Here is a 13,710-nt window from a genome sequence, read left to right on the forward strand (position 1 = left end):
TCATGGCTCAGATCCGGTAGCGCTGGGCGAGCAGCCGGCCGATCCGGGCCAGGTGCTGCGGGTGCGCCATCTCGTCGTGTCGACACTCGATGTCGTGGACATGTACGCGGCCGTCGACCTGGGCCTGGAATTCGGCTGCGCCCGGATCGCCATCGCCCTTGCCGGCGGCGGCGTTGAAATAGACCAGCTCGCCCTGCAGTCGCTGGCGCGGCAGGTAGCGGCCGAGCATCGCGACGTCGTTGGCGGTCGCGGCGATGAAGCGTTCGAGTTGGCCGGCGTCGAAGCCCGAATAGACGCTGCCGTCGAGCAACTGCGCGGCGCGGGCGTAGTCGGGCACCGCGGCGTCGTAACCGGCGAGGTCGCAACCGCTGTGTTCGAGGAACTCGTGCAGGATGCGTTCGCGCGGTTTGTCGTTCGCCGTCGGGTCGAACTGCGGCAAGGCGGTGAGCAGGTAGCTGTCGAGCAAAGCCAACAGCGCGACCTGTTCGCCGGCCTGCTGCAGGCGTTGCGCGATCTCGAACGCGAGCACGCCGCCGTAGGACCACCCGAGCAGGTGATACGGCCCTTCGGGTTGCACGGCGCGGATCTGCGCCAGGCAGTCCTCGGCGACGTCTTCCAGGCGCTCCGGCAAGCTCGCGCCGTCGGTCAGTGCACGACCCTGCAAGGCATAGATCGGTCGCTGCGGATCGATATGCCGTGCGAGGCCGCTATACCACCAGCCCAGGCCACCGGCCGGATGCAGACAGAACAACGGCGGCAACGAACCCTGGGTCCGGATCGGCAGCAACGGTTGCAGCGACGACAGCGCCTGCAGCGGCTCGGCGAGCCGTTGCGCCAAGGCGGCGACGGTGGGGGTCTCGAACAGGACCCGGGTCGACAGTTCGGCGCCGAGGGTGCTGCGGATGCGGCCGATCAAACGCGGTGCGAGCAAGGAATGGCCGCCCAGTTCGAAGAAGTCGTCGTCTATGCCGACCTCGTCGAGTCCCAGCACTTCGGCGAACAAGGCGCACAGCGCTTGTTGCTGCGGCGTGCTGGCGGCGCGGCGTGCGGGCGCGTCGGCGGGCGGCAGCGCCTTGCGGTCGATTTTTCCGTTCGGCAGCAGCGGCAGGCGTTCGATCGCCACCCAGGCCGAAGGCAGCATATGGCTCGGCAGCTGCGCCGCAAGCGCTTCGCGCAAGGTCTGCGGGTCCGGGCGACGGCCCGCGGCCGGCACCAGATAAGCGACCAGTTGCCGCTGCCCGGGCCGATCCTCGCGAACGCTGACCGTGGCCTGGGCGACCGCGTCGTCGGCTGCGAGCAAGGCCTCGATCTCGCCCGCCTCGATGCGGAAACCGCGGATCTTGAGCTGATGATCGGCGCGGCCGAGGTACTCCAGCTCGCCGTCCTCGCGCCAACGCACCACGTCGCCGGAGCGGTACATGCGCGCCCCGGGCTCGAACGGATTCGCAAGAAAGCGCTCGGCACTGAGCCCGGCCTGGCGCAGATAGCCGCGGCTGAGCCCGCTGCCGGCGACGTAGAGTTCGCCGGGCGCACCCACCGGCACCGGCCGCAGGAAGGGATCGAGCACGTAGGCGCGCATATTGTCGATCAAGCGCCCCAGGGGCACGCCGTGGTCGCCGGTGTCCTCGGCGCGGGCCTCGAAGCAGGTCGCGTCCCAGAACTCGGAGGTGCCGTAGATGTTGAGCAGGCGCGCCTTGGGCAAGGCCGCCTTGAAGCGGTTCGCCAGCTCGAAACTCAAGGCTTCGCCGCTGCACGACCAGTAGTAGAGCTTCGGCAGGCGGGCGGCGAGATCGATGCCGCTGTCGAGCATGGCCCGCAACAACGAAGGCACCAGCACGATGCGGGTCGCTTCGGCCTCGGCGAGCGCCTCGATCAGGCGCTCGGGCTCGGTGGCCTGTTCGCGCGTCAGGACCAGCACGCGCTGGCCGCGGATCAGCGGCATGAACAGTTCCCACAGCACGTCGATGAAGTTGACCGTGGTCTTTTGCGCGTAGATCTCCTCGACTTCGCCGTCCGACTCGATGTCCCAGTGCAGGCGCGAGGCGACGTTGCGGTGCGTGCCCATGACCGCCTTCGGCTTGCCGGTCGAACCGGAGGTGTAGAGCAGATAGGCGAGGTGCTCGGGATGCGGAGTGTCGCGCACCGGGGCCTCGGGGATAGCGTCTTCGCTGTCGATAAGGATCAGCCGCGCCGGCGATTCCGGCAGGCGCGTACGGAGCGAAGCTTGGGTGACGACGGCCACCGGACGCGCGTCGCCGAGCATGTAAGCCAGGCGTTGCTGCGGGTAGTCCGGGTCGAGCGCGAGGTAGGCGCCGCCGGCCTTGAGAATGCCGAGCAGGCCGACCACCGCGTCCGGCGAGCGCTCCACGCACAGGCCGACGATGCTGTCGGGGCCGATGCCCTCGGCTTGCAGGCGGCGGGCGAGTCGGTCGGCGCGGCGGTCGAGTTCGGCATAGGCGATGCGTTGCTCGCCGAACATCAGCGCCACCGCATCCGGCGTGCGCGCAGCCTGGGCCTCGAACAGCGCGATCGCGGTCGCGTCCGGCACCGCACGTGCGGTGTCGTTGCGTTGCCGTGCCTGCGCGCGTTCGTCGTCGTCGAGCAGATCGAGAGCGGCGACGCGGGTGTCCGGAGCCTGCGCGATGGCTTCCAGCACGCGCGCGAAACGGCCGGCGATAGCGCGCACACGCGCGGCATCCAGCAGGTCCGGTCGATAGCTGAGGTCGAGATGCAGCGGCTGCCCCGGCATCGGCGGCGTTACCGACAGGCCGAGCGGGTAGTGCGTCGCCGCGGCGCCGTGATTGCCGCGCAGCGCGATCTCGACGCTGTCGTGGTCGTCATTGCCGCAACCGACCGCGGAGGGCTCCACCGGGAAGTTCTCGAACACCAGCAAGCTGTCGAACAACTCGCCGAGCCCGCCGATGCGCTGGATCTCGGCCAGGCTGAGGTGCTGGTGTTCGAGCAGGCCCGATTGCTGCAATTGCAAGCGTCGCAACAATTCGAGCAGGCGCTCCTGCGGCCGCAGTTGCAGGCGCAAGGGCACGGTGTTGATGAACAAACCGATCATGCGTTCGATGCCGGCGACGTCCGGCGGGCGTCCCGACACGGTCACGCCGAACACTACGTCGTCGCGACGGGTCAGATGCCCCAGCACGATCGCCCAGGCCGCCTGGACCAGGGTGTTGAGGGTCAGCTGATGGCGCCGCGCCTGCAGCGCGAGCGCATCGCCGAGCCTGGCCGGCAAGCTCAGCGACAACGCAGTAGGCACCGTCGCCGCGGTCGAGGCCGTGGCCAGGCGGGTCGGTTCGGCGAGACCGGCCAAGGCCTCGCGCCAGGCGGCGGCCGAACGCTCGCGATCGCGCGTCGACAGCCAGCCCAGGTAATCGCGATACGGCGCGACTTGCGGCAGAGCGGCGCCGTCGCCATCGTTGCGGTACAGGGCGAACAGCTCCTGCAGCAGCATCGGCGAGGACCAGCCGTCGAGCAGGATATGGTGGCTGGTGAACAGCAGATGGTGACGCGCGCTATGGCCGTCGCGGTCGGAGCCGTCGCGAATCAGCGTGAAGCGCAGCAACGGTCCGCGTCCGAGATCGAAGCGACGGCGCTGGTCGTCGACTAGCAAGGCTTCGAGTGCGGCCTCGCGGCTCGCCTCCTCGCCGTCGAGCGCGTGTTCCTGCCAGGGCAGATCGACCTCGCAGGGAATCGCCTGCACCGGCTCGCGCAAGCCCTGATGGAGGAAGGCGGCGCGCAGGTTCGGATGGCGTTCGAGCAAGGCCTGGGCGGCGCGACGCAGACGCGCGGCATCGAGCGCTCCGCTCAGGGTGAAGGCCATCTGCACGATGTAGCGGTCCTGCGCTTGTTCGTCGTAGAGGGTGTGGAACAGGAAGCCGTGTTGCAGCGGCGACAGCGGCAGCACGTCGAGCAAGCGCGGTTGGTTCGCCTCGATGGTTTCGATCTGGCGCTGATCCAGCGCGATCAGCGGCAGGTCGCTCGGGGTCAGCAGCCGATGCTCGCCGGCGGCGACGGTGGCGGCGATGCGGCGCAGCACCGCGAACCAGGTCTCGGCGAGGTCGCGCACGGCGATCTCGTCGAACAGTTCGCCGTTCCAGCTCCAGGCGGCGCACAGCACCGGGCCTTGCGGGCCGTCTTCGGTGGTGGCGTTGAGGTCGAGCGCATGTCCCAGGCCCTGCGCCGCGCCGGCGGGGCCGTCGAGCAAGACTTCGCTTGCCGGCGTCCAATGCTGCTGCGCGGTCGTGCCGGCGATGGCGAAACGGCCCAGATAATTGAAGCCGATCTGCGGCGCCGGCAAGGCCGCCAAGGCTGCGCCGGCGACCGGGTCGAGGTAGCGCAGCAGGCCGTAGCCGATGCCCTGGTCGGGCAGGCGGCGCAGTTGTTCCTTGATCGACTTGAGCGCGCGTTCGAGCTCGGGGCCGCCCGACAGGGCCGCATCGCGCTCGATATCCGCCAGCGACAGCTGCAGCGGGAACTGGCTGGTGAACCAACCGACCGTGCGCGAGAGATCGGCGCCGTCGACGATGGCCTCGCGGCCGTGGCCTTCGAGCTCGAAGCGGACCGTATCGAGGTCGATGCCGAGGTAACGCTGACGCCATTCGGCCACGGCCAGGGCGAACGCGCACAGCAGGACATCGTTGATGCGGCCGTTGATGCGTTCGGTCGCGCGGGTCAGCAGCAGCCGGGTGACCTCGGGCTGCAGGCGCAGGCCGAGGCTGTGCCGGCCGGCGTTGGTGTCGCTCTGCGGAGCTGGCGTTCGGGTAGCCAGCGGTGGATCGAGGCCGTCGAGCATCGAACGCCAGAACGGCAGCTCGCCGCTGCGCCGGGCCGCCGCCTTCGGCAAGGCCAGCGCCCAGTGACGCAGCGAGGTCGGCACCGCTTCCAGTTCGGCGGCGCGACCGGCGCTGCGGGCTTCCCAGGCCGCTTGCAGGTCCGGGATCAGGATGCGCCAGGACACGCCGTCGACCACGAGGTGATGCAGGGCGAGGAACAAGCGCGAATCGTCGCCGTCGTCGAACCATACGGCCTGCAGCATCTGGCCTTCGCGCGGCGACAAACGCTGTTGCGCGGCCTGGGCGTGCTGGTTGATGGTCCAGGTGCGGATCTGCGCGTCGAGCCCGTGCAGATCGACGTGGTTGAGGCAACTGATCGCGGCGACGCTGCCGGCCTCGCCGATTTCGAGCACGTCGTCGCCCTTCAGACGCAGACGCAGGGCATCGTGATGGTCGATCAGGTCTTGCAGTGCGGCGATCAGCGGCTCGCGTTGCAGTCGCGGCACCTGCAGCAACATCGATTGGGCGAAATGGTCGAACGGCCCGTCCTGCTGCAACAGCCAATGCATGATCGGGGTGGCCGGCACCACGCCGACCGGCGCTTCCACCGGCGCCGTGCCCACGCCTTCTATCGCCGTGGCGACGCGTGCGAGGGCTTGCACGGATTGCTGCTGGAACACGTCGCGGGCGCTGAAGCGCAGGCCGGCGCGGCGCGCGCGGCTGACCAGTTGGATCGAACCGATGCTGTCGCCGCCGAGGGTGAAGAAGCTGTCGTCGATGCCGACCCGCTGCAGACCGAGCACCTGTGCGAACAACTCGCACAGCAGGGTTTCGAGGGCATCGCGCGGTTCGCGCGAGCCGGTGGCGAAATCCGGCGCCGGCAGGCTCTTGCGGTCGAGTTTTCCGTTCGGCGTCAGCGGCAGTCGGTCGAGCACCACGAAGGCCGCGGGCAGCATGTAGTCGGGCAGTTGCCCGGCGAGCGTCTCGCGCAACGCCGCGGTATCGATGCGGTCGCCGGCCAGGTAGGCGACCAGTTGCTTCTGTCCGGGCCGGTCCTCGCGCAGGATCACCGCATTGCGCGCATGGCCGGCCTGGGCCAGCGCGGCCTCGATCTCACCGAGCTCGATACGGTAGCCGCGGATCTTGACCTGCTGGTCGACGCGGCCGAGGTAGGCCAGTTGGCCGTCGTCGCGCCAACGCACGCGGTCGCCGGTGCGGTACATGCGCGCACCCGGCTCGAACGGGGTGGCGACGAAGCGCTCGGCACTGAGGCCGGCGCGGCCGAGATAGCCGCGGGCGATGCCGGCGCCGGCGATGTACAACTCGCCGGCGATTCCGACCGGGACCGGTTGCAGGGCGGCGTCGAGCACGTAGAAGCCGGTATTGGCGATCGGCCCGCCGATGCAGCCCAGTTCGCTCGCATCGGCTTCGCCGACCTCGGCGGAGGAGCACCAGATCGTCGCTTCGGTGGGGCCGTATTCGTTGTACAGCCGCGCCAGCGGAGCGCGTTCGCCGTGGAGTTGGCGGACGCTCGGCGGAATCGCTTCGCCGCCGAGTACGACGCTGCGCAGCGTGGCCAGGGCGTCGGCATGTTCCAGCGCCGCCGCATACAGGCTCGGGCCGCTGATCCATTGCTCGACCCGGTGTTGCCGGACCAGGGCGGCCAGGGCCTGCGGATCGTGTTCGAGGCCGCTGGCCGGCAAGACCAGGCTGGCGCCGATGGCGAGGCTGCCGAAGATCGCCGCGAGCGAGGCATCGAAGGCCAGCGACGGCAGCAGCACCGCGCTGCGATGCGGCGCATAGCGCGTGGCACGGGCGCGGATCGAATTCAGCGCCTGACGGTGCTCGACCGCGACGCCCTTCGGCTGTCCGGTCGAACCGGAGGTGTAGATGACGTAGGCAATGTGGTGATCGCGCAGGACGCAACGACGGTCGCTGTCGCGCGGGGCGCGTTCGCTGGCCAGTTGCATCAGTTCGCGCGTCGCCGGCGCGTCGATCGCAAGCACAGGCGTCGCATCGCCCAGGGTGCGCAGGCGAGCGGCGAAGGCCTCGTGGGCGACCAGCAGCACCGGCCGCGCATCGCCGAGGATATGGCCGAGACGTTCCGAAGGATGTTGCGGGTCCAGCGGAAGATAGACGGCACCGGCCTTGAGCACGGCCAGCAAGGCGACGATGGCCTCCGGCGAGCGCGGCAACGCCACCGCGACGCGATCCTCCGCGCCGATGCCGCGCGCTATCAGGACATGGGCGAGACGGTTGGCGCGACGTTCCAGGGCGAGGTAGTCGAGCTGGCTGTCGGCGCCGACCAGGGCCGGCGCGTTCGGCGTGCTGGCGGCCTGGGCCTGGAACAACTCGTGCAGGCCGGTGCAGCCGGTGCTTTCGGCCGCGGTGGCGTTATAGGCCAGCAGCAGGCGTTCGCGTGCGCCGTCGTCGAGCAGTTCGACTCTTCCGAGGCTGCGCGCCGGGTCCTGCGCGATCGCTTCGAGAATGCGCCCATAGGCGCCGAGCAGTTGTGCGGCCTGGGCCGCGTCGAAAGCGTCGTCGCGGTGGCTCAGGCTCAGGCGCAGGGCCTCGCCCGGCATCACCGCCAGGCCGAGCGGGTAATGCGAGGCATCGCCGCCGTGCTGGCTGTGGCGGCCGATGCGCAGTCCGGCACCGGGCACGCTGGCGCCGTCGTCGCCGAACGCGGTCTCGTCGATCGGGTAGTTCTCGAACACGGTCAGGGTGTCGAACAGCTCGCCGATCCCGACCAGTCGTTGCACCTCCGGCAAGCTCAAGTGCTGATGTTCGAGCAAGGCCGATTGCTCGGCCTGCACGGTCCGCAACAGGCTTTCCAGGCTTTGCTGCGGCTGCAGACGCACGCGCACCGGCACGGTGTTGATGAACAGGCCGACCATGCGTTCGACGCCGGCGAGGTCCGGCGGGCGCCCCGATACGGTGGTGCCGAAGACCACGTCGTCGCGGCCGGTGATGCGGCTGAGCAACAAGGCCCAGGCGGCCTGGGTCAGGGTGTTGAGGGTCAGGCCGAGCCGGCGCGCCTGATGGCTCAGCTGGCAGCTCAAGGCCTCGGGCAGGCTTCGGGCGAGCACTTGCGTGCTCGCCTCGGCGCGTGTGCCGCCGGCCACGCGGGTGGCTTCGTCGACGTCGTCGAGGTAAGCGCGCCAGGCCTGTTGCGCGGCGCCGCGGTCGCGCTTGGACAGCCAGGCGAGATAATCGCGATACGGCGCGACCCGCGGCAAGGCATCGATGTCGCCGCCGTTGCCGTACAAGGCGAACAGTTCTTCGAGCAGGATCGGCAGCGACCAGCCGTCGAAGACGATGTGGTGATTGGTCAGCACCAAATGATGCAGGCGCTCGTGTTCGCGCACCAGGGTGAAGCGCAGCAACGGGCCGCGTGCGAGATCGAAGCCTTGCGCACGGTCTTCGTGCAGCAGCGCGTCGAGTGCGGTGCTGCGCGCTTCGGCATTGCCTTCCAGGGCGATCGAACGCCACGGCAGCACCGCATCGCGCGGTATCGCCTGCACCGGCGCGGCCAGGTCCTGATGGACGAAGGCCGCGCGCAGGTTCGGATGGCGTTGCAGCAGCGCCTGCGCAGCGCGACGCAGCGCGGCGCCGTCCAGCTCGCCGTCGAGGGTGAAGGCCATCTGCACGACGTAGCTGTCGGCCGCCGCGGTTGCAGGCGTGCCCGCGTCCTGGTCGTAGACGGCGTGGAACAGGAAGCCGTGTTGCAGCGGCGACAGCGGCAGCAGATCGAGCAGGGGCGGTTGCGCGGCTTCGATGGCCTCGATCTGGGTCTGGTCGAGCGCGGTCAGCGGCACGTCCGAGGGCGTCAGCAGATGCCGCTCGGTGTCGGCGACGGTCTCTGCGATGCGGCGCAACACCGCGAACCAGGTTTCGGCGAGATCGCGTATCGCGTCCTCCTCGAACAATTCGCCGGCCCAGCTCCAACCGGCGCAGAGCACCGGGCCCTCGGCGCCGTCCTCGGTGCTGGCGTTGAGATCGAGCGCATGCGCGAGCGGACGCGCCTCGTCGCCGTCACCGCCGAGTGCGGCCTCGTCGGCCAGGGTCCAGTGCGGCTCGTGGGCGCCGGCGCCGGCGACGCTGAAACGGCCCAGATAGTTGAAGCCGATCTGCGACGGCGGCAGCGGCTGCAAGGCCTCGCGGCCGGCGTCGCTGAGATAGCGCAGCAGGCCGTAGCCGATGCCGTGGTCGGGCAGGCGGCGCAGTTGCTCCTTGACCGATTTGAGCGCGCGCTCGAGCGGCGCGCCGCCGCGCAGGGCGGCTTCGCGTTCGCCGCGCGGCAAGCTGAGTTGCAACGGGAACAGGCTGGTGAACCATCCGACCGTGCGCGACAGGTCGGCGCCGTCGAGGATGGCTTCGCGGCCGTGGCCTTCGAGATCGAAGCGGACCGTGTCGGCCTCGTCGAGGCCGCGGCGTTGGCGCCAGTCGGCCAGCGCCAGCGCGAACGCGGTCAGCAACACGTCGTTGATGCGGCCGTGGATGCGTTCGGTGGCGCGGGTCAACAGCAGCCGGGTCGTATCCGCTTCCAGGCGCAGCCACAGGCCGCGCTGGGTGACGCTTGTGTCGCGTTGCGGATCGAGCGCACGCGCGCTCAGGCGCGGGTCGTGGCCGTCCTGCATGGCCTGCCAGAACGGCAGCTCGTGCCGGCGCGCCTCGGCGAGCTTCGGCAGCGCCAAGGCCCAGTGACGCAACGAGGTCGGCACCGGTTCCAGGGCCGCGACATGGCCTTCGGCGCGTGCGTCCCAGGCGGCCTGCAGATCGGGTACGAGGATGCGCCAGGACACGCCGTCGACGGCGAGATGGTGGATCGCCAGCCACAGCCGCGAGTCCTCGCCGTCGTCGAACCAGACCGCCTGCAGCAGCCGCCCCTCGCGCAGGGCGAGGCGGTTCTGCGCGGTTTCGGCGGCGGCCTGCATGGCGGCTTCGCGGCTTTCTCCGCTCAGGCCGGCCAGGTCGACGCGCTGCAGACAGGTTTCGGCATCGACGCTGCCGAGCGGCAGGATTTCCAGGCTGTCGTCCGCGCCCAGGCGCAGGCGCAGGGCATGGTGGTGATCGATCAAGTCCTGCAACGCGGCCTGCAGCGGCGCTTGCCTGAGCGGCGGCACCCGCAGCAGCATCGACTGGCTGAAACGGTCGAACGGCCCTTGGCGTTCGAGCAGCCAACGCATGATCGGCGTCGCCGGCAACGCACCCACCGGCGCTTCGACCTCGACCGTGTCGGCTTCGACGATGCTCGCCGCGACCTGGGCCAGGGCCTGCACCGAAGCATGCTGAAACACGTCGCGGGCGCTGAAACGCAAGCCGACGCGGCGGGCGCGGCTGACCAGTTGGATCGAGCCGATGCTGTCGCCGCCCAGGGCGAAGAAGCTGTCGTCGATGCCGACCCGTTCCAGCCCGAGCACCTGCGCGAACAAGGCGCACAAGGCGGATTCGGTGGCGGTGCGCGGTTCGCGCAAGCTGCTCGGCGCGAAGTCGGGCGCGGGCAGGGCCTTGCGGTCGAGCTTGCCGTTCGCGGTCAAGGGCAGCGCATCCAGCGCGACGAAGGCGGCCGGCAGCATGTACTCGGGCAGGCGCTCGGCGAGCGCATGGCGCAGCGCTTCGCCGTCGATGGCGTCGCCGACCACATAAGCGACCAATTGCTTCTGGCCGGGGCGGTCTTCGCGCACGATCGCCGCGTTCTGGGCGTAGCCGGCCTGGGTCAGCGCGGCCTCGATTTCGCCGAGTTCGATGCGGAAGCCGCGCAGCTTGATCTGCTGATCGGCGCGACCCAGGTAATCGATCTGGCCGTCGCCGCGCCAACGCACGCGGTCGCCGGAGCGGTACATGCGCTGGCCGATTTCGAAGGGGTTGGCGACGAAACGTTCGGCGCTGAGCGCGGGGCGCTGCAGATAGCCGCGCGCCAGGCCGGCACCGGCGATGTACAGCTCGCCGGGCACGCCGGCCGGCACCGCTTGCAGCGCCTCGTCGAGTACGTAGACCTGCATATTGTCGAGCGGCGTGCCGATCGGTACCGAACGCGCCTGCGGCTGCAGGGTTGGCACGGCGCAGGTCAGAGCGAAGGTAGTGGTTTCGGTGGGGCCGTAACCGTTGACGATGCGCAGGCGCGGATGTCGCGTCTGCAGGCGGCGGATGGCATCGGTCGAGAGCACGTCGCCACCCGCGAGGACCTGGCGCAGGCTGCCGAAAAGCTCGGGCGTGGATTCGGCGAACTCGTGGAACAGGCCGGCGGTCAGCCACAGGCTCCGTACCTCGAAGCGTTCGATCAGGCGCTGGAAGTCGCGGCCATCGTTGGCCCCGGCCGGTGCGACCACGATGCGCCCACCGTTGAGCAGCGGCACCCACAGCTCGTAGGTCGACGCGTCGAAGGCGTGGGTCGAATGCAGCAGCACGGTCTCGTGGCCGCTGGCGAAGCGGCGGTCGCGGGCGAACTCGACCACGTCGCGCTGACGCACGGCCACGCCCTTCGGCACCCCGGTCGAGCCAGAGGTGTACATGACGTAGGCGAGTTGCTCAGGATGGATAGCCGGCTTGCGTGCACGCGGTTCGGTGGACGCGTCGAAATCGAAGCGGTCCAGACGCAGCAAGTTGGGATGGGTCAAGCTGCGTGCATCGATGCCGGCATCGGCGATCAACACGGCGGCTTCGGTTTCGGCCAGCAACTGGCCCAGGCGCTCGTCGGGGTGCTGCTCGTGCAGCGGCAGGTAATAGGCGCCGGTCTTGAGCACCGCCAGCACCGCCACGACCAGATCGGGCGAACGCTGCAGCAGCAGGGCGACGCCGCGTTCGGCGCCGGCACCGCGACGGCGCAGTTCGTGGACGAGCGCTTCGGCGCGGCGGTCGAGTTCGGCGTAGCTCCACTCGATACCGTCGCCGATCACGGCGATGGCGTGCGGGGTCGACGCGACCTGGCGCTCGAACGCGGCCGCGACCGATTCGAGTTCGACGGTGTATGCGGTGTCGTTGCAATCGCGCAGCAGGCGCTGGCGTTCATCGGCGTCGAGCAACTCGACCGCGCCGATCGGCCGGCGGTCGTCTTCGGCGACGGCGATCAGCATGCGCTGCAGCCGCAGCGCGATCGCCTCGGCGGTGGCCGGGTCGAACAGATCGCTGGCGTATTCGAGCGCACCGTCGAGGCCGTCGGCCTGGCCGGCGTCGTCGAAGCGCTCGCAGAAGGCGAAGCTCAGGTCGAACTTGGCCACATCGAGGGCGAACTCGGCCGTGCGGGCGTGCAGGCCGGGCAGGTGCAGTTCGGCCTGCTCGGTGTTCTGCAGCACCAACAGCACCTGGAACAGCGGGTGGTGGCTCAACGAGCGCTCAGGTTTCAGCGTGTCGACCAGTTGCTCGAACGGCAGGTCCTGGTATTCGAAGGCGGCCAGGTCGGTCGCGCGTACCCGCGCCAGCAATTCGCTGAAGCGTGGGTTGCCGCTCGTGTCGGTGCGCAATACCAAGGTGTTGAGGAACAGCCCGACCAGTTCGTGCAGGGCGTCGTCCTGGCGGCCGGCGACCGGCGTGCCGATGGCGAGGTCGGTGCCGGCGCCGAGGCGGGTCAGGGTCGCGGCGAGCGCGGCCTGCAGGACCATGAACAAGGTCGCGTGGTGGCGTCGGGCGATGGCGCGCAGGCGTGCGTGGGTGTCGGCGTCGAGGGCGAAGCCGCACTGGCCGCCGCGATAGCTGGCGCGCGGCGGGCGCGGGCGGTCGCTCGGCAGTTCGATCTGCTCGGGCAACCCGGCCAGGGTGTCGCGCCAGTAAGCGATCTGGGCTGCGATCAGGCTGTCGGGATCGGCGTCGTCACCGAGCAGTTGTTGTTGCCAGAGGGTGTAGTCGGCGTATTGCACCGGCAGCGGCGCGCGGATCGGCGCGTGGCCGTCGAGGCGCGCGGCATAGGCCTCGGCCAAGTCGCGCGCGAGCGGCGCCAGCGAAGCGCCGTCGCCGGCGATGTGGTGCAGCAACAACAGCAACGCATGCTGCTGCGGCCCGAGCCGGACCAGGGTCGCGCGCAGCGGAATCTCGTGGCGCAGGTCGAAGGCGTAGGCGGCGGCCGCGGATAAGGCGTCGGCCAAGGCGGATTCGTCGCTGTCGACGACATCCAAAGCAGGGGCCGCATGTTCGAGTACTTGTTGGCTCGGCACCTCGCCAGCGGGGAACACGGTGCGCAGGCTTTCGTGGCGCTGGCACAGGTCGGCGAGCGCGGCGCGCAGCGCATCCACGTTAAGTTCGCCGTCCAGGCGCAGCGCCAGCGGCATGTTGTAGGTCGCGCTGGGGCCTTCGAACTGGTGCAGGAACCACAACCGGCGTTGCGCGAACGACAGCGGCAAAGTCTGCGGCCGCGGCATCGGCCGCAGCGCCAGGCGCCGGTGCTGGGTCGGATCGAGCGCGAGTGAGAGACCGGCGACGGTCGGGTGCTCGAACAGGCTGCGGATCGACAGCTCGACGTCGAGTTCGGCGCGGATGCGGCTGATCAAGCGGATCGCCAGCAGCGAATGGCCGCCGAGGACGAAGAAGCTGTCGTCGATGCCGAGCTGGGCGGCATGCTCGTCCGACAGGCCCAGCACTTCGGCGAACAGCGCGCACAGGGTTTGTTCGCGTGGGTTGCGCGGGGCGCGCTGGCTGGCCGGGACGAAGTCCGGCGCCGGCAGGGCCTTGCGGTCGAGCTTGCCGTTGGGCAACTGCGGCAAGGCGTCGAGGACGACGATCGCGGCCGGGACCATGTACTCGGGCAGGCGCGCGGCCAGGGTCTCGCGCAAGGCTCCGCGATTTACTTCTGAGTCGGAAACGAGGTAGGCGACGATCTGCTTCTGCCCCGGCCGGTCCTCGCGCACGATCGCGCTGTTGCGCGGGTAGCCGGCGCGGGCGAGCTCGGCTTCGATCTCGCCGAGTTCGATGCGGAAGCCGCGCAGCTTGACCT

Annotated in this window: 1 protein-coding gene; it reads right to left on the reverse strand. The window is 69.8% G+C overall.

Annotated elements, in window-relative coordinates:
- Positions 1 to 7: 7 nt before the first annotated feature.
- On the reverse strand, positions 8 to 13,702 hold the full coding sequence (locus tag LC490_RS11295) for a non-ribosomal peptide synthetase (RefSeq protein WP_223620243.1): 13,695 nt from the start codon (positions 13,700 to 13,702) through the stop codon (positions 8 to 10).
- Between the last annotated feature and the right edge of the window lie 8 nt (positions 13,703 to 13,710).

It is taken from the genome of Lysobacter sp. ESA13C (genome assembly GCF_019970005.1).
GTDB lineage: Bacteria > Pseudomonadota > Gammaproteobacteria > Xanthomonadales > Xanthomonadaceae > Lysobacter > Lysobacter antibioticus_B.